Genomic DNA, 17,943 nt, shown 5'->3' on the forward strand with positions numbered 1-17,943 from the left:
AGTCGTAGTGCCCGGTGAGCTTCCCGGCGAAGACGTCGTCGCGTGGGTGGACCGTCCGGCCCGCGACGGCGGTCTCGGTCTCGAACACCTCAGACATCCGAGCGAGGTAGCCGTCTCGCGGCCGGGAGTCGTCGTCGAGGAACACCAGCTTGTCCGCCTCGGCGCGCTCGATGCCGGCGTTCCGCGCCGACGTCGCCGTCGATTCGCTCTGAAGGCACACCTCGTAGTCCGAGAAGGAGCCCTCGGCCAGGTAGTCGAGACACTCGACTTCGTCGGGGGGTTTCAGCGTGGGGATAACGACACTGATGTCCGGCATGTGGGACCAAACGAATCTCCAAGCTTTCGTTATAGATCGCTTATCGGTTCCCCCCGGTCGCCGCTCCGCTCCGGCGGCTTCCGGTCCGGTTCGGCGTCCGGGCTTCGGTTCCGACTCACGCGTCCCGACTTGGGGGGTTCGGTGGAGAGGAGGACGGCTCGACGGAGCGGAGAGCCAGCCCGATGGCGCGGTGGGCCCGACCGATCGAGGCGAAGGCACGACCGATCGAGGCGGAGGTACGGTCTGAGAGCCGTCGGGGTGAGAGGTCTGACCCCCCGGAACCGACGCGGCGGGGAACTCCGAGCTCCTCGCGACCGAGGTCCGGCGACTCCGACCGGGTCCGCCCGCCGGTAAGACGGGATTACCGCCGGATAGACCGGGCGTAACTACGTGACGACCGCTACGATCGACGAGTACGACCGCGGCGGTCGACCGCGGCGGACCCAGCCATGGCACCCGACCCACTGACCGAGGCCAGCAGGGCCGCGAACCTGGTCAAACACCAAGCGCTCAAGCGGCTGAACCGGCGACGGAGCGCCGGCGACGCCCCGGTTTCCCGGCTGGAGGCGCTCCTCGATCGCCACGGCGACGGGCACTCGAAGGCGTTCGTTCACGTCGGGCTGCGCGACGTGAAGCGGGCGTTCGGCGGCGACCCCTACGCCCTGGTCCGGTCGACGCTCGACGAGCGATTTCGAAGCGTGCTCGCCCCGGGGTTCACCGACTACTTCGAGACTTCGGGGGTGTACCACAAGCAGCACTCCCGGCCGAAGCACGGCACCTTCGGGAAGCTGTTCCTCCGGGACGCCGACTACCGGACCGACGACGCGATGAAGTCGATCCTCGTGCGGGGGCCGTACCGATTCGACGGCTGCCGCCACGCGGACAGCTACGCCGAGGACGGCTGCTTCGCCCGCCTCGTCGAGGAGGACACGCTGATAATCGACATCGGGACGCCGTGGATCACCTGCTCGCACCTCCACTACTTCGAGAGCCGCATGGGTCTCGACTACGTCTCCGAGGAGACGTTCGAGGGCGTGATCTGTTCTGAGGGGACGGCTGCGAGCCGATCGAGCAGACCTGCGGGGTCCGGACGTCGCCGTTCTACTCGTGGAACAAGCCGAAGCTGACACGGGACCTAGAGCGCGACGGGGCGATCCACAGGTACGACCTGAACGGGTTACGACTCCTCTTTTTCACGCTCGGCGATCTGAAGTCGTCGCTCGTCCCGCGCCTCGAGGCGGACCCGGCGTACCTCGTGACGCTGTGACGACGCGGCGTGATTCCGTAACGCGCAGTCGGGTGTCTCTCCGATACAGGGCCCTCGCGAAGCGTCACCCCGGTAGCCGACGGATAACAAACCTCGCCGCCGGGGAGGCATCGGTATGACCGACTACTCTCGGCCCGGACGGTCGAGTACAAGTTCGGACGATCCGGCCGACCGTCGCGAGCGGCGAGGGACGAAATGAGCGCCGTCGGCGAGGCAGACGGAGAGGCGAGCGCTGGGGGAGAGGGATCCGCCGGCGACGACTCGAATGAAGAAGCCGCCGCCGGACGGGGCGCCGAGGCGGCGAGCGTCGACGCGTCAACCGAGGTGCTCGTCGTCGGCCCCGCGGGGTATCGGACCGAGGGGACGGGGGGCATCGGTCGGTACATCGCCGAGCAGCGGCGGTACCTCGAAGACCGGGTCGACCTCGACATCGTCGACACCGCTGTCCGCACCCCGGAGGGACCGGTCGGGTACCTCCGGGCCGCGGCGGTCGTCCTGCTCGGCTGGATCGGGTTCCTCGCCCGCCGGCGCCCCGACGTCGTTCACGTCCACACGTCCCACTCGCTGTCGTTCTACCTCTCGGCGCCGTACGTCCTGCTCGCGCGGTGGCTGTGGCGACGGCCCGTGATACTCCACGTCCACGGCTCGTCGTTCGACTCGTTCGTCGAGGACGCGTCGGCGCCGGCCGCGCGGTTTCAGGGCGCGGTGTTCGACGCCTGCGACGCGGTCGTCGCCCTCTCGGAGGGGTGGCGAGACGTCCTCTCGGCGCGCGTCCCGCCAGAGCGCATCGTCGTCATCCCGAACGCGGTCGACCCGGACGAGTACGAGGTGGACCCGACCGCCGACCCGCCGCACCTCGTGTTCGTCTCCAACCACATCGAGCGGAAGGGGATCGTCGAGGTGACCGAGGCGATCAGTGAACTCCGGGCCGACGGGGTCCGGTTCCGCGCGACGATCGCCGGCAGCGGGCCGCTCTCGGGGCATGCCGAGGCGGTCGCCGACGCGCACGACGGCGTCGAGTACGTCGGCTTCGTCTCCGAGGAGCGGAAGCGCGAGCTCCTCGGCGAGGGGAGCGTCTACGTCCTCCCGACGAGCGCAGAGGGGCTCCCGATCGCCGTCTTGGAGGCGATGGCCGGGGGGAACGCGATCGTCTCGACCGACGTCGGCGGGATCCCCTCGATCGTCGACGAGGAGAACGGCGCCCTCGTCGCGCCCGGCGACGTGCGGGCGCTGACCGACGCCCTCGAGGTCCTGCTCTCTGACTCGGACCGGACCGAGCGCATGGGGCGGGAGAGCCGCCGGCGGATCGAGGCGTCGTACGCGTGGCCCGACGTGGTCGACGAGCTGCTCGCGCTGTACGCGCGGGTCCTCGACGGCAATCGGGACGCGAACGCGGTCGACGGCGGCTCGGGGGCGACCGAGGTCGACGGCGACAGAGACGCTGACGCGGCCGCCGACACGCGAGCGCGGAATCCGGATCACTGACGCGCGCGCCGTCGGAGAGCGGAGCGAGCGTCGGAAATCGGCGAGAAAGCCGTTCCTGTCGGGGGGTATGAGCCGTATAATAATCAACACGGCTCCTGTCGGTGGGAGGTATGCGAGACCGCTCCTCCGACGGCTCCGTCCGGCGGGTACGCGATGAGCGAAGCGCTCCGTCGGCTCCGCCGAGCGTGCCGGAGACCGTGGCGGAGCGGCGAGAACTGAGGGTCGGCGCCAAGGCGTTCGTCACGGACCGCGACCGGGTGCTACTCGTCGAGGAGCGCCACGAGGACGGCTCGACGTTCTGGACGCTTCCCGGCGGCGGCGTCGAGCCCGGGGAGTCGTTCGCGGCGTGTCTCCGCCGCGAGCTCCGGGAGGAGATACGGTGTCCGGCGAGCGTCGGCGAGCGGGTCGGTCGCTGCGTCTACCGGCACACGAGCCGGCCCGCGACGACCGTCTACGCGATCTTCGAGGCGTCCCTCGGATCGGCGCCGGAGCCCAACCCGAGAGAGCGCGTCCTCGACCACGCCTGGCGGCCGCCGACGGACCTCCCGCCGGCGACCCTCAACCCCGTCGAACGCTTCGTCGACCGGTCGATGACGGCCGCGGACGGAGACCGCTGAGCGGCCCATCGACCACACAATGACAGAACACCGGGAAGACGGACTGAGTCAGGACGCGCTGTTCAGCCTCCTCAGCAACCCGCGGCGACGGTTCATCCTTCAGCACCTGAACGGCATCGAGGGGAGCGTCAAGCTCCAAGCGCTCGCCGGGGAGGTCGCGGCGTGGGAGAACGAGACGGATCCGGAGTCGCTGACGGACAAACAGCGGAAGCGGCTGTACGTCTCGCTGTACCAGACGCACATTCCGAAGCTCGAGGAGGCCGGCATCGTCGAGTACGACCGCGACACGGGAGACATCAGGCTCACCGACCGGGGCAGCGACCTCAACCGGTACTTGGACAGGGACGCGACCGAGTCCGGCGGCGAGCGCCGCTGGGGACGGTACTACCTCGCCGTCGCGCTGGGCAGCGCCGCGGCGTACGCGGCGGTCGCGGTCGTCGGCGGGGCGTCGGACCGGGCCGCGCTGGTCGTGATCGGCGTCGGGTGGCTCCTGATCGCCGGGCTCGCGGCGTTCCACTACGCCGAGACGGAAGGAGAGATGTAGCCCCGGGAGGCGGGAGCGGGGGGTCGGCGCTTGGACGCGGACCCGGAGCGAGCCCCAGTCATTCGGACCGACGCGGTCGCCGCAACAGCCCCCAACCCGGTTTCCCGTCGAGGAACCACAGGGCGACGGTCCCGCAGAGCAGGAGCGCCTCGATCAGGAAGTACGACCGACCGGTCGCGCCGCCGAGGAGCGCCCGGCTGTCTAACAACAGCTGCCACGTCTTCGCGCCGAGCCCGGGCGCCGGCGCGGCGGGCGTCGAGTAGACCGGCCACAGGAACGCCGGGAGGACCGGGGGGCGACTGAACAGGGCGGCGAAGAGGAGGTCACCGAGGACGTGGCTCGCGTGCCCGACCGCGACCGCGACGCCGAACTCCGTGTACCCCTTCGACCGGAGGAAGAGCCCGAGTGCGACCGCGGCGGGAACGCCGACGAGCAGGGAGTGCGCAGCGCCGATCCCGTTGCTCAGCAGTCCGAACTGCCAGGCGAGCGGCTTGTCGACGAGGTCGGGCAGCTGCGTGGCGACCGCGAGGACAATGACCCCGCGGTCGCTCGGCCGCTCGCCCAGTCCGAGCCGCAGGAACGCGGAGAAGGCGACGTACCCGACCGCGAGGTGACCCCACGGCCACATCGGTCACGCACCGCCCGCGGGCCGGACGTCGACCCAGACGTACACGGTCCTGTACGCGGAGTCGGCCGTCGGGTTCTCCGGCGGTTCGCCCCGGTAGAGGTGGGTCACGAACCGGACGTTCTCGCCGACGAGCGTCGCGCGGAACGACTGGGACTCGCGCCGGCTCTCGCCGTCCGCCAGCTCGAAGGATTGTTGATCGATCCCCCGCTCGTCCACGACGACCACGGAGCGGCCGTCCACCTCGACCCGCTGGAGCTCCGTGACGGCCGTGTACTCGACCGAGCGGCCCTCGTCGTTCGTCACCCCGACGGTGACCGTCGCGGACTCGCCCTCGGTCAGCGCGTCCGGGTACTCGTTCGCGACGAGCTCTCCGCCCTGCTCCGTCAGCAGGTGGAGGTCGGTCCTCGCCTCCCCGTCCGCGGGGACGGTCACCGCCGCGCCGAGCGTCGCGACCGCGAGGAGGGCGGCGACCGCGAGGAGGACGGTCGCGGCGGTCGAACCGTCGGAGAGCCAGCCGGCCGGCCCCGACGCGTCGCCGCCCGCTCCGACCCCGCGCGACCGACCGCCGCTGTGCGGGGAGCGACGGGCGCGACGGACGACCGTCGCGCCGGCGACGAGGAGGACGTACGCCGAGACTGCCGCGACGAGCCCCCACCGGGTCAGCTCCCCAGCGACGAGGGAGACGAGGAGCGCCGCGAGTGGGAGCACCGCGAGGCTGCCGCCGAGCGAGAGCGCGAACCGCTCGGCGAGCGCGGCGAACGTCCACGGCCCCCGCTCGCGCTCGGCGTACGCGAACGCCGCCGTCACGTAGCCGGGCAGCACTAGCAGGAGCAGCGCAGCGAACGGGAGCCGGACGACGCTCGTCGTCCCGACCGCGACGACGACGATCGCGACCGCGACGAGGGCGCCGACCGCGAACAGGTCGCGGCTCGCCAGCAGCTCGTCGGCCGTCGAGCTCATCGCACTCGACCGCGCCGACGGTCCGTCCGGAGTCTCGCGCCGACGCCGCGCGACGCGGTCGACCTGGGGTGCCGATTGCTCATCTTACCGTCTCCTCCGCCGCGTCGGCGTATCGTTATGCGGCGCCTATCTCGGCCGTCCGCGGCGACCGACCGGCGGCCGCCGGCGCGGTAAGCCGACGTTACCGCCGGAGGGCGTTCGGATCGTCGGCCGCGAACCGGCCGAATTCGGGCGACCAGACCGCCGCGTTCGCCTCGGTAAACGATCTCCACGCCTTATGAGCGTCCGGCGGGAAGGGGGGCCGATGGAGAACGAGCGGAACGAAGACGCCACCGACGACTGGGACCAGATCGGGTTCATCATCAGCTCCAAGTACCGGACCGCGGTGCTGGGCGAACTCGTCGACGGCCCGTCCATCCCCTCGTCGATCGCGTCCCGGACCGGGCTCCCGATCACGCACATCTCGCGGGCGCTGCGCTCGCTCCGGGAGCGCTCACTTGTCGAGCTGCTCGTCTCAAAGGAGAAGCGGAAGGGACGCATCTACGGCGTCACGGAGAAGGGGAAGCGCCTCTGGAACCGCATCGAGGTCGAGGGGCTGGCGGACTAGCCCATCGGTCGCGCCGCTCGTTCCCCGTCGACCGCCGTCGCGAACTTTCCGTCGACGGCCGCTGCGGACGCGTTCGCGGGGGTGTCGACGAAGTAGATGGTGAGCTCGCCGTTGTCCCTGACCACTCCGACGTCGGGCTGTGCCGCCACGGCCTCGAAGCTCTCCTCTGGGTACCGCAGCCCCCGGTACGCGATCACCTCGCGCTGGCGGTCGGCCTCCGCGACCGCGAAGTAGTGGTCGCGCCTGACCGCCTCGTCGGCGCTGTTTGCGTAGTACGCCGGTAGCCCGTCGAGCATCCCCTGCGCCGGCACCGGCCCGCTCGACCGCGGTCTCGGCGTCACCGGCCCCTCCCACGGCGCCGACTCCGACCCGTACAGCGCGACCTCGTAGCGGTCGGAGGAGTGTCGCACGCCGCCGAACCACACCGGCGACCCCTCGGACTGGCTCGCGAACGTCCGCTCGTAGCCGTCCATCTCCCCCTCTGGGACGTGCGAGCCCGAGAGGTAGACGAACGGCGAGGGGAACACCGTGGCCAGCGACAGCGACAGCACCAACACGACCGCGACGACCGCGACGACCGACCGGGCCTCCGGGAGGGCGGCGGCGATCCGGCTCCACGTCGACCGGGCCCCGGCCGACGCGGCGCCGACGTCCGTCAGGGGCGACTCGTCGGCCACAAGGTACCGGACGCCGACCGCTCCGAATATCGTGGCGAGCATCATGAGGAAGCCGACGTGCCGGAACAGGTACGTCGAGATGGAGCCCACGAAGTGGGCCGCGAGGAACGGGAGCAGGGCCACGAGGCCCGCGAAGAACAGCGCGGTGACGTCCCGCGTGGTGTCGGTCTCCCGCCGCATCGACCGGTGGTCGTCGAGCGGGCCGAGGAACCCGGAGATACGGCCCAACACGACGGCCGCTGCCAGAAGCGAGTAGACTGCTCCGACGCCGAACAGCTTGACGAACAGCTCCGGCAGGCTCGCGCCGATCGAGGAGGCGGACTGCCCCTGCTCCTCGACGCGGGGCGTCGCGCTCCCGTCGCCCCTAACGAACTCGCTCACCGACTGGATCATCGCTTCCGCGGTGCTGACGAACGCCCAGTCGTGGGTCGCGATCCAGACCGCGAACGTCACCGTCAGCAGCGCCGTCTGCGCCGTCAGAAGCCGGTACCCCGCGACCGAGTGGGCCGGGCGGAACCGTCGGAACGCGTGCTGCGCGACCGTCATCCCGCCGAGCAGGAACAGCACGTTCAACGCGATCTGGGGGTGGACCACCACCAGCGCGATCACGACCGGTGGCAGGAGGTACGTCGTGGGGACGGGCCGGGTCGACCCCGCGGTCACGCTGACGGTGTCGCCGAACCGCGCCGCGTTGCGGCCGGCCGCGCCGGCCCCGTCCGCGAGGCGCTCGACGGTTCGCTCCCGCCCGTCGCCGCCGATCAGGTGCGCGAAGACGAGGTAGAGCACGAACGGGGTGAACAGCATGCCGATCGAGTACGTGTGGAAGTGGAGGTACGTACTCACGTTGTTGATCGGTAAGAGCAGGAACGCGGAGAACGCGCCGACCGCCAGGGCCCGCCGGTCCGGGACGAGGAACCAGACGCAGCACGCGACGCTCGCGAAGAACGACAGCGTGTACGTCCACATGACGAGCATCATGGCGCGGGTGATCTCCACGCCCGCGACCTTCGTGAGGCTCGTCGCGATCAGGTGGCCGCCGGGGTAGAGCAGGTCGAGCGGATCGCCGCCGCCGCTGATCGTCCGTGCGAAGCCGAGGTGGACGAGCGAGTCCGCCCGGCCGTAGAAGTGGTAGCCGCGGATCAGCGGGAGCCCGGCGACCGTCGCGGCCCCGAGCCCCGCGAGCAGCACCGCGGGCGCGAGGTACCGCTCGTCGGAGAGGCAGACGGCGATCGAGACGCCGCCCGCGACCGCGAGCGCCGCCCACGTCACCGCCGGCGTCGCCGCGTACACCGACACCTCGTAGCCCGTGGCTGGCGCCGCGCGGGCGGCGGCGATCCCCGACGCCAGCGCGAGGTAGCCGCCCGCGAGCGCGACCGGGGCGACTACCCCGCGGTCCGGTTTCGTCCGGGCTCTCACGCCGTATCACGTCGGTTCCGTTCCCGCGGGTCGCGGGTCCCCTGCCGGCCCCCGCGCCCGGCGGACTGGTGAACGAACACTACCCCGAACGACCCCGGTAGCGACTTTTGTTATACATCGGCTACCGGGTTCGGGGGCGTGCACGTCCCGGGTCCCGCCGCCCGGCGGCGAGGTAAGCGATCCATTACAATCGGCCGGTCGGCCGGAGACGACCCCATGCGAGTCGTCTTCTTCACGAACACGCCCGCCCACGTCCACCTGTACAGACACGCCGTCGACCGGCTCGAACGCGCCGGACACGACGTGCTCGTGCTGGGGCGAGACTACGGCTGTACGGTCGCGCTGTTAGACCGGTTCGACCTCCCGTACCGGGTGTACGGGGCGTGCGGGACGACGAAGGGGTCGGTGTTCCGGAACCTCCCGCGCCACTACGCGAACATCGTCCCCGCCGTCCGGTCGTTCGGTCCGGACGTGATCTTCGGCGTGGGCGCCTACGCGGCCCACGCCGGCCTGGCGAGCCGGACACCGGCGGTGCTGGTCCTCGACTCGGAGCCGACCTCGATCGACCACGCCATCTCGCGGCCGTTCGCCGCTGCGTTCCTCACGCCGCACGCCTTCCGGAAGGACCTCGGCGAGAACCACTACCAGTTCCGCGGCTTCTGCGAGACGGCGTACCTCCACCCGGACGTGTACCAGCCGAATCCTGAGATACGCGACGAGCTCGGACTCGACGCTGACGAGCCGTTCGTCCTGCTGCGGTTCAACGCGTTCGGCTCCCACCACGACGTCGGCCAGTCCGGGTTCACGCCGGAGCAGCGTCGGCGGCTGGTCGAGACGTTCGCGGAGCACGCCACGGTGTTCGTCTCGGACGAGGGCGGGACGGTCGACCTCGACGCGCTGCCGGCCCGCGAGTTCGACGTCCACCCGGCGCTGCTCCACGACGCCCTCTCCGCGGCGCGGCTCGTCGTCACCGACACGCAGACGGTCTGTACCGAGGCCGCGCTGCTCGGCACGCCGGTCGTCAGGTCGAACTCCTTCGTCGGGGACGGCGACATGGGGAACTTCACCGAGCTCGAACGGCAGGGGCTCGTCGTCAACACCGCCGACTTCGACGAGGTCCTCTCCACGGGCGTCGGCGTCCTGCTCGACGAGTCGATCGGCGTCGAGTGGCGGCGGCGCCGCAACGAGTACGTGGGCGGACTGGTCGACCTCACGGGGGTCATCGTCGCGTGCGCCGAGGCGGGCGGCCCCGAGGGCGTCCCCGGGCTCGAACGCTGGCGGGCCGGCACGGAGGAGTCCGGTCCGGACCGGAGCGCGCCCGTCACGGAGGAGTCGACGTGACGGCATCCGGCGCCGCGACGCGGCCGCTGGAGACGCCGGAGCGCGACGGGGAGGGCCGGCGCGTCACCGACGACGAGGCGGCGCGGGCGCTGGAGGCGACGCTCGCGTACGCCAGGGAGCGGGAGTACACGGGCTGGGACTACTTCGACGGGATGAGCAGCCGGTTCCGCCGGTGGCTCCCGGTCGAGAACAAGTGGCTGAACATCGCGGTCCAGGAGGGGATAAAGCGGTTCCCGGTCAACGTCCGCCGGCCGATGCTGGTGGAACAGCGGCAGAGCTTCAAGGGGACGGCGCTGTTCGTCATGGCCAATCGGGCGGCCGCCGAACGCGCCGCAGACGAGGGAGCCCCGGAGTCGAATCGACTGGACGCGGAGGGGTACCGCCGCGAGGCAGACCGGCTGTCCGCGTGGCTCGTCGAGAACCGGAGCCGGGGGTACGCGGGCTTCTGTGGCGGCCACCAGCACGCGACGCAGGGGCTCGACGAGCGGCTCCCGGCGCGACACCCCGGGATCGTCTCGACCGGCTACGCCGTGCGGGCGCTGCTGTCCGGGAGCGAGGCGAGCGGGGAGGGCACACGAGTACCCGATCGATTCGACGGGCTCGACCTCGACGCCGCCGGCTCGGCCGAGGGGTTCGCCGCGGTCGCGGAGTCGGCGCTCCCGTTCGTGTTCGAGGACCTGAACTACCGGGAGACCGGCGAGACGGCGCGGATCGACTACCACGCCAGCGCCGAGCCGGGCGAGACGACCGTCATCAACGCGAACGCCATCGGCGCCCGGCTCCTCCTCGACCTCCACGCGCGCCGGCCGCGGCCCGAACTCCGCGAGCGGGCGGAGCGGATCCTCGACTACGTCGCGGAGCGGCAGGCCCCGATCGGCGGGTGGTACTACACCGACCCGCCGTCCGCGTCGCACCTCTCGATGGACAACCACCACAACGGGTTCGTCCTCGAGTCGCTCCTCCGTTACCGGGAGGTGACCGGATCGACCCGGTACGACGAGACGCTGGAGCGCGGCCTGCGGTTCTACCGGGAGACGCTGTTCGAGCCGTCCGGTGCCCCGAACTGGGACGAGACGAGCGCCTACCCGAAGGACGTCCACGCCGCCGCGGAGGGGATCGTGCTGTTCAGCGCGGCGGGCGACACGGCGTTCGCGTCGCGGATCCTCGACTGGACGCTCTCGGAGCTGTACGCCGGCGACGGCCGCTTCCGCTACCAGAAGCGGCGGTTCTACACCAAGCGGTTCACGCTGATGCGGTGGTGCCAGGCGTGGATGGCGTTCGCGCTGGGCGAGTACCTCCGCGCGCGGCGGCGCGAAGAGAGCTCGAAGGACTGAACAGAAAAAAGGCCGTTCGACCGCGACCGCTTCGCTCCTGCCGTCACTTTTCGGCCGCGCGTTCTGCTACCGACGAGCCGTCGCCGAGTACCGACTCCAGTGCGTCGACGGTCCGACCGGCCGCGTCGCCGCCGCCGTAGAGCTCGGGCTTCGGCGGGAGCGGCGAGCGGTCGGTCAGCGCGGCCGCGATGCGGTCGGCGTCGCCGCCGACCAGGACGTTCCACCCCGCTTCGACGGTCTCGACCCACTCGGTCTCCTCGCGGAGCGTGACGCAGGGCGTGTCGAGGTAGAACGCCTCCTTCTGGACCCCGCCGGAGTCGGTTGCGACCTTCGACGCGTCCGCCAGCAGGCGAAGGAAGGCGACGTAGCCGACCGGGTCGACGAGTCGGAGCCGTTCCGCGGCGTCGTCGTACAGCCCGTGCTCGTGCAGCGCGGCCTCGGTCCGCGGGTGGAGCGGCAGGACCACGGGGTCGTCGACGGCCGCGAGCCCGTCCAGGATGGCGGCCAGCCGGTCCGGGTCGTCGGTGTTCGCCGCGCGGTGGACCGTCGCCAGCACGTACTCGTCGGGCCGGATCCCCGACACCGGGAGCGGCGTCGACTCGTCGAGCGCGCGGTCGCGGACCGCGAGAACGGCGTCGTACATCACGTCGCCGGTGACGACGACCTCGCCGCGGACGTTGTCCCCGCGGAGGGTCTCCGCGGCGTTCGCCGCGGGGGTGAGGAGGAGGTCCGAGCAGTGGTCGGTGAGGACGCGGTTCACCTCCTCCGGCATCGACCACTTCCCGCTCCGGAGACCGGCCTCGACGTGCGCCAGCGCCGGCTCGCGCTTGGCCGCGACCAGCGCGGCCGCGAGCGTCGAGTTCGTGTCGCCGTACACCAACACGACGTCGGGCGCCTCCTCGGCGATCACCTCGTCGAGCAGCCGCATCATCTCCGCCGTCTGCGGGGCGTGGTCGCCGGAGCCGACCCCGAGGTTGTAGTCCGGCTCGGGGATGTCCAGCTCCTCGAAGAACACGCCGGAAAGCGCCTCGTCGTAGTGTTGCCCCGTGTGGATCAGCACCTCCTCGTGGGCCTCTCGCAGCCGCCGCGAGACGGGGAACGCCTTCACGAACTGGGGGCGCGCGCCGACCACCGAGCAGACTCGCACGGTCACTCCTCCCCCGCCGGGGTCTCCTCACCCGGCGAGGCGTCCTCGGTCTCGACGTCGACCCGCCACGGGGGCGCTTCCGAGTCGACGCGAACCTCCAGGTCGGCGTTCCGCCGCCGCTCGCCCGCGACGCCCGCGAGGAACGCGGCGACCCCGACCAGCGCGAGCGCGACGCCGACGGAGGCCGCCGCGGGGACGAGCGAGAGCAGCGACCCGAGCCCGACGGCGAGCCCGGCGCCGACCGACCCGATCCCGAACAGCTGCGCGGCTGCGGTCGGGTCGCCGAACCCGCGGCCCCGCGCCGCGAACAGCCGTCCGAGGTAGCTCCGCAACAGGAGCAGCGAGAGCGCGGGGACGAACGAGCCGTAGCGGATGTGGCTGGTCTCGTCGCCGTACACCGCCCGCATCGGGACGTCGGCGATCCGGAGCCCCTGTCGGTTGAGCCGGACGAGCAGGTGGTTGCAGAACCCGTAGTCGTCGTACAGCGACTCGAAGGCGACACGGTCGAGCGCGGTCCGGGAGATGGCCGTGTACCCGTTCTGCGGGTCCGTCATCCGCCAGTAGCCGCTGGCGACCCGGGTGAGCCCGGTGAGCAGGACGTTGCCGAACGTCCGCCACCCGGACATGTCGCGCCGGTACTCCGTGTGCCAGAGCCGGTTCCCCTTCGCGTAGTCCGCGTCGCCGCTCACAACCGGGTCGATGATCCGGTCGAGGATCGACGGGTCCATCTGGCCGTCCCCGTTCATCACCGCCACGACGTCGACGCCCGCGTCGTCGGCGACGGCGTTGCGGTAGCCGGTCTTTATCGCGCCGCCGACGCCGGTGTTCTCCCGGTGGCGGAGCGCGACGATCCGCCGGTCCGGGAGCGCCGTCCCGGAGCGGGCGTCCCGGGCGGCGATCCGGTCCCGCCAGGCCGGCCCGGTCCCGTCGGGAATCGGCCCGGTCCCGTCGGGCATCGGCCCGGAGCCGTCGGCTATCGGCCCGGAGCCGTCGGTCCTGACCCCCGACGCCTCGGGGATCCCCCGCAGCCGACCGCCGGGCCGCTCCGATCCCTCGAACCCGTCGAGGGTCTCGCGGATCTCCGTCCACGTGTCGTCGGTCGAACGGTCGTCGACGACGTACACGCGGTCGACGAACGCGGGGACCGTCTCGATCACCTCGCCCACGAACCCCGCCTCGTTGTAGGCGGGGATCACGACCGCGACCGTGGCGCCCTCGTACATCACTCCCACCCCCGGCCGACGGTGTAGACGTCGTGGGCCGTCGCGGAGAGGTCGAGCGCCTGCCGGCCGTCCACGACGGGGATCCCGGTCCGCTCGCCGTCCGGACCCGTCCGCTCGAACGCGGTCCAGTCGAAGTCGTCGAACTCGTTGTGCGCGGTGACGAGGACCGCGGCGTCGACGTCGCGGGCCGCGATCTCGTCGAGCGGGACGTGTTCGCCGGGCATCTCCGGCAGCGCGTCGAGGATCGGGTCCACCGCGAGGACGGTGGCCCCGAGGCGGTCGAGCCGGTGGGCGATGTCGATCGCCGGCGACGCCCGCGTCTCCGGGACGCCGGCGCGGTAGGCCACGCCGAACAGCGCGACCGTCGCGCCGTCGACCGACCCCGTCGCCTCGAGTTGGTCGACGAGCGTTTCGACGACGAACCCCGGCATCCGCTCGTTGACGTCGCGTGCCGTCCGGATCAGCGCCGCGCGGTCGTCGATCCCGTCGAGGAGGAAGTACGGGTAGTACGGGATGCAGTGGCCGCCGACCCCGGCGCCCGGCGTCAGGATGTCGCAGAACGGCTGCGTGTTCGCGGCCTCGATGGTCTCGACCACGTCGACCCCGAACTCGTCGGTCAGCGTCGCCAGCTCGTTGGCGAGCGCGATGTTGACGTCGCGGTAGACCCCCTCGAACAGCTTGACGCACTCCGCGGTCCGCGCGTCGCTGGTGCGGATCACCTCGTTGTCGGTCAGCTCGTCGTAGACGAACTCGGCGACGCGGGCGCTCTCGGCGTCGACCCCGCCGACGATCTTCGGATACGACCCGCGGATGTCCTCCAGCGCGCGGCCGCTGGCGGTGCGCTCCGGGGTGTGTGCGAGGCCGAACTCGCCCGGCTCGCGGTCGCCGGCGGTCAGGATCGGCCCGATAACGTCGGCGCACGTCCCCGGGGGACGGTCGACTCCACGAACACCGCGTCGCCCGGGTCGAGGCCGGCGCGAACGGTCTCGGCGGCCGCCTCGAGCGCCGCGAGGTCGGGGTCGTCGTCCCCGTCGATCACGGTGGGGACGACGATCACGTGGACGCGCGCGGCCGACGCCGCGGCCTCGCCGTCCGTCGTGGCGACGAAACGCCCGTCGGCGACCGCGTTCGACAGCAGCGACGACACCCCCGGCTCGTGGTCGAAGGGGTTGGCCCCGTCGTTCAGCGCCGCGACCCGCCCGGGGTCGATATCCACGCCGGTGACCGCGCCGGTCGCCTCGGCGTACACGAGCGACAGCGGCAGGCCGATCTTCCCCATCCCGTACACCGCGACGGGGACCTCTCCCGCGCGGAAGGCCGCCCGCTGGCGCGCCGCGCTCGCGTCGGCGCCGTACAGCCCGACGGTCTCCGTCGGCGGGGCATTCGCGGTCATCGTCCACCCGTCCCGGCGACGGTCGCCTCGGGACCGTCGACCGCGTCGCGGATCCGGCGGACCAGCTCGATCGCTCGGAGCCCGTCCTCGCCGGTGACCTCGGGGGTCGACCCCGTCTTCGCCGCCGACACGAACGACTCCAGCTCCGCGCGGAGCGGCTCGCCGTTGGCGACCTGCGGCCGCTCGACGACGCTCTCGGAGCGGTACCGGACGTCGCCGTCCGACTCGACGTAGCCGGGGAGCGAGCGCCGGTGTATCTTCACCGACTGCGTGAGGTAGTCCACGGTCACCCGGCACTCGCGGCCGGTGACGGCGAGCTCGCGGACCTTCTGGTGGGTGATCCGGCTCGCCGTCAGCGTCCCCAACACGCCGTTGTCGAGCGTGAGCGTCGCCGCGACGTGAGGGTCGCCGTCGACCCCGGCCGCGTACGTCTCCGCGACGTCGGCGTCGAACAGCGACAGCACGACGTCGAGGTCGTGGATCATCAGGTCCTCGACCACGCCGTCCGCGTTCTCGCGGTCGACCGGCGGGCCGAGCCGCCGCGCGTCGACCGCGAGCACCTCCATCTCCGGTAACACGTCGCCGAGGGCCCGCACGGCCGGGTTGAACCGCTCGATGTGCCCGACCTGGAGCCGGAGGTCGTTCCGGTCGGCGAGCGCGATCAGCTCGCGGCCCTCGTCGGGGTCGTCGACGAACGGCTTCTCGACGAGGACGTGGGTGTCGGCCTCCAGCGCCTCGCGCACGATGGGCGCGTGGAAGCGGGTCGGGACGACCACCGAGACGGCGTCGACCGCCTGGAGCAGCGTCCCCCGGTTGAGCGCCCGCGTCCCGTGTTTCTCGGCGACCTCCGTCGCGCGGTCCCAGTCGGTGTCCGCGACGCCGACGAGCTCGGCGTCAGGCGTGTTGGCGTACACGCGGGCGTGGTGCGCGCCCATGCTCCCGACGCCGACGACGCCGACGCGGAGCGGCCCGTCGTCAGTCATCGGCGGCCACCTCCGTCTCGGCGAGGCCGTAGTGGCCCCGCACGGCGGCGGCGACCCGGTCGACCGCCTCGTCGGTGAGCCCCGGGTGTACCGGCAGCGACACGACCTCGTCGGCGAGCCGGCGCGCCGTCGGAACCGCCGGGTCGTACCCGTCGTACGCCGGCTGGTCCGGGATGGTCGTCGGGTAGTAGACGGCCGTGTCCACCCCGCGCTCGTCGAGGTGCTCGCGGAGCGCGGCCCGGTCCTGACACCGGACCGTGTACTGGTGGTAGACGTGGCGCCGCCCCGGCGGCTCCGTCGGGAGCGTCAGCTCGGGGACGTCCTCCAGCGCCGCGGAGAGCCGCACCGCGTTCTTGCGGCGGCGGGCGTTGTACGCCGGGAGCTTCCGGAGCTGCTCGACGCCGATCCCGGCCGCGAGGCTCGTCATCCGGAGGTTATGGCCCACGGAGACGTGGTCGTAGCCGCGCTCGGCGCCGTCCGCGCGCCCGTGATTGACGAAGCGGGCGGCGCGGTCGGCGACCTCCTCGTCGTCCGTGACGACCATCCCGCCCTCCCCGGTCGTCATGTTCTTCGTCGGGTAAAACGAGAAGCAGCCGGCGTCGCCGAGCGCGCCGACGGACGTCCCCTCGTAGGCCGCCCCGTGCGCCTGCGCGGCGTCCTCGATCAGCGCGAGGTCGTGCTCGTCCGCGATCGCATTCAGCCGGCCCATGTCCGCCGGCAGCCCGTACAGGTGGACCGGCAGGATCGCGGCGACGTCGTCGGTCGCCGCGACCGCGTCCTCGACCGCGTCCGGGTCGATCGTGTACGTCTCGGGGTCGACGTCCGCGAACACCGGCTCGGCGCCGCAGAGTCGGACCGCGTTCGCGCTCGCGACGAAGGAGAACGGGGTTGTGACGACCGCGTCGCCCTCGCCGATCCCGAGGCCCTCCAGCGCCGCGTGGAGGGCCGCGGTCCCGTTGGCGACCGCGACGCCGCGCTCGGCGCCGCAGTGGTCCGCGAAGGCGCGCTCGAACTCCCGGACGACGGGGCCGTCGGCCAGCCGACCGCCCGTGAGCACCTCGCGCACCCGCTCTATCTCCCGCTCGCCGACGTCGGGGTCGGCGATGGCGACCCGGCTCATGCTATCGAGTTCGAGCCGTCGAGCGGTTCCGGGAGGTCACGGGGCGCGGCGGGGACGCCGGCCGCGAGCGTCTCGGGCGGGACGTCCTCGGTGACGACCGCGCCGGCGGCCACGAACGCCCGCTCGCCGACGGTGACGCCGGGGAGCACGGTCGCGTTGGCCCCGACGGAGACTGAGTCGGCGAGCTTGGGTCCGTCGAGGTCGACATCACGCCGGACCGGGTACGGGTCGTTCGTCAGCACCGCGTTCGGGCCGACGAACACGTCGTCGCCGATCGCGGTCTCCTGCGGGACGTACACCCCGCTCTGGAGGCTGACGCGCGAGCCGATCGTCGTCTCGCCGTCGACGATCGCGTTCGTCCCGACGAGCACGTCGTCACCGAGCTCGGTGTGTTCCCTGACGAGGGCGTTGTGTCCGGTCGTGAACCCGTCGCCTGCCCGCACGTCGGCGTACACGACCGATCCGGACCGCACCGTCGCGTCGTCGCCGACGACCGTGGGACCGGCGTCGTCGGCGTACTCGTACCCGAGCGTCGCCCGCTCGCTTACCGTCGACCCCGCGCCGAGCCTGACGTCCGCGACCGTCGACTCCGGGGCGCTTCGTTGTGAGTCTCGCATGGTTCGTTCGTGTGGCGCTGGGGCCGGTCCGGCCATTGTTATAGAGAGGCTTGCCGGGGTACGATCCCCATACCCGGCCGGTAGCGGCGTCCAGGCGACGGCCGAAGACGGGTCTCGAGGGCGCCGCAGTCGGCGAGTTCGAATCGGAGCGAGGCGGAGTACGGCGGGCGACCGCGCCGGCGGTCCACGCGCTCGGAGCGGATCGCTCCCGCGGATCGACGGACGGAGTAAGGGCGGGGCGGCCGGAGTGTGGCCAGCGTTACTCGAA

The 17,943-nt window shown here is 71.9% G+C and carries 15 protein-coding genes and 2 pseudogenes; 7 read left to right on the plus strand and 10 right to left on the minus strand.

Going from position 1 to position 17,943, the window contains the following annotated elements; all coding sequences use genetic code 11:
• Positions 1-55: 55 nt before the first annotated feature.
• A pseudogene (locus tag J7656_RS14990) lies at positions 56-316 on the minus strand (glycosyltransferase family 2 protein); the annotation flags it as partial.
• Between the two features lie 449 nt (positions 317-765).
• Between J7656_RS14990 and J7656_RS09620 the strand changes: the two are divergent.
• From J7656_RS09620 to J7656_RS09635, 4 genes are all read left to right on the plus strand, one after another.
• Positions 766-1,443, plus strand: a complete 678-nt coding sequence (locus tag J7656_RS09620) for an AAC(3) family N-acetyltransferase (RefSeq protein ID WP_249191447.1) — start codon at positions 766-768, stop codon at positions 1,441-1,443.
• Positions 1,444-1,778: 335 nt separating this feature from the next.
• Positions 1,779-3,068: a glycosyltransferase family 4 protein gene (locus tag J7656_RS09625; protein WP_017343093.1), complete on the plus strand. Its 1,290-nt coding sequence runs from the start codon at positions 1,779-1,781 to the stop codon at positions 3,066-3,068.
• A 110-nt stretch (positions 3,069-3,178) separates the two neighbouring features.
• Entirely contained in the window at positions 3,179-3,685 is a 507-nt protein-coding gene (locus J7656_RS09630) for an NUDIX hydrolase (RefSeq protein ID WP_017343092.1), read from the plus strand.
• Between the two features lie 19 nt (positions 3,686-3,704).
• A complete protein-coding gene (locus J7656_RS09635; protein ID WP_017343091.1) occupies positions 3,705-4,229 on the plus strand; it encodes a DUF7344 domain-containing protein in 525 nt (174 codons plus the stop codon).
• Between the two features lie 58 nt (positions 4,230-4,287).
• Here the strand turns inward: J7656_RS09635 and J7656_RS09640 are convergent, their stop codons facing one another.
• Positions 4,288-4,857 (minus strand): metal-dependent hydrolase, encoded by a 570-nt coding sequence (locus tag J7656_RS09640; protein ID WP_017343090.1) that lies wholly within the window; start codon positions 4,855-4,857, stop codon positions 4,288-4,290.
• Positions 4,858-4,860: 3 nt separating this feature from the next.
• On the minus strand, positions 4,861-5,817 hold the full coding sequence (locus J7656_RS09645; protein ID WP_017343089.1) for a DUF1616 domain-containing protein: 957 nt from the start codon (positions 5,815-5,817) through the stop codon (positions 4,861-4,863).
• A gap of 304 nt (positions 5,818-6,121) precedes the next feature.
• On the opposite strand from J7656_RS09645, the gene J7656_RS09650 reads away from it, so the two are divergent.
• Positions 6,122-6,424 carry a winged helix-turn-helix domain-containing protein gene (locus J7656_RS09650; protein WP_017343088.1) on the plus strand — a complete coding sequence of 101 codons (303 nt, stop codon included), beginning with the start codon at positions 6,122-6,124 and terminating at the stop codon, positions 6,422-6,424.
• On the opposite strand, the gene J7656_RS09655 is transcribed toward J7656_RS09650, so the two are convergent.
• Entirely contained in the window at positions 6,421-8,517 is a 2,097-nt protein-coding gene (locus J7656_RS09655) for a hypothetical protein (RefSeq protein WP_211553172.1), read from the minus strand. The two genes, J7656_RS09650 and J7656_RS09655, sit on opposite strands and share 4 nt — an antisense overlap.
• A 216-nt stretch (positions 8,518-8,733) precedes the next feature.
• Here J7656_RS09655 and J7656_RS09660 point away from each other — a divergent pair, with 216 nt between their 5' ends.
• Positions 8,734-9,858 (plus strand): DUF354 domain-containing protein, encoded by a 1,125-nt coding sequence (locus J7656_RS09660; RefSeq protein ID WP_017343086.1) that lies wholly within the window; start codon positions 8,734-8,736, stop codon positions 9,856-9,858.
• On the plus strand, positions 9,855-11,192 hold the full coding sequence (locus tag J7656_RS09665) for a prenyltransferase/squalene oxidase repeat-containing protein (RefSeq protein ID WP_017343085.1): 1,338 nt from the start codon (positions 9,855-9,857) through the stop codon (positions 11,190-11,192). The genes J7656_RS09660 and J7656_RS09665 overlap by 4 nt, the downstream gene beginning before the upstream one ends.
• A 43-nt stretch (positions 11,193-11,235) precedes the next feature.
• Here the strand turns inward: J7656_RS09665 and wecB are convergent, their stop codons facing one another.
• The 6 genes and pseudogenes from wecB to J7656_RS09695 form a co-directional block, all read right to left on the minus strand.
• The gene (wecB, locus tag J7656_RS09670) at positions 11,236-12,339 is read right to left on the minus strand and encodes a non-hydrolyzing UDP-N-acetylglucosamine 2-epimerase (RefSeq protein ID WP_425490598.1); all 1,104 of its coding nucleotides are present in this window, start codon (positions 12,337-12,339) and stop codon (positions 11,236-11,238) included.
• 2 nt (positions 12,340-12,341) lie between these two features.
• A complete protein-coding gene (locus J7656_RS09675) occupies positions 12,342-13,562 on the minus strand; it encodes a glycosyltransferase family 2 protein (protein WP_017343083.1) in 1,221 nt (406 codons plus the stop codon).
• Positions 13,562-14,955 (minus strand): annotated as a pseudogene (locus tag J7656_RS09680) (nucleotide sugar dehydrogenase). Before J7656_RS09680 ends, J7656_RS09675 begins: the two are co-directional and overlap by 1 nt.
• A complete protein-coding gene (locus J7656_RS09685) occupies positions 14,952-15,938 on the minus strand; it encodes a Gfo/Idh/MocA family protein (protein WP_017343081.1) in 987 nt (328 codons plus the stop codon). Before J7656_RS09685 ends, J7656_RS09680 begins: the two are co-directional and overlap by 4 nt.
• Entirely contained in the window at positions 15,931-17,058 is a 1,128-nt protein-coding gene (locus tag J7656_RS09690; RefSeq protein ID WP_017343080.1) for a DegT/DnrJ/EryC1/StrS family aminotransferase, read from the minus strand. Before J7656_RS09690 ends, J7656_RS09685 begins: the two co-directional genes overlap by 8 nt.
• Positions 17,055-17,675: an acyltransferase gene (locus J7656_RS09695; protein ID WP_017343079.1), complete on the minus strand. Its 621-nt coding sequence runs from the start codon at positions 17,673-17,675 to the stop codon at positions 17,055-17,057. The genes J7656_RS09690 and J7656_RS09695 overlap by 4 nt, the downstream gene beginning before the upstream one ends.
• Positions 17,676-17,943 lie beyond the last annotated feature (268 nt).

It is taken from the genome of Halorubrum ruber (genome assembly GCF_018228765.1).
Taxonomy (GTDB): Archaea; Halobacteriota; Halobacteria; order Halobacteriales; family Haloferacaceae; genus Halorubrum; species Halorubrum ruber.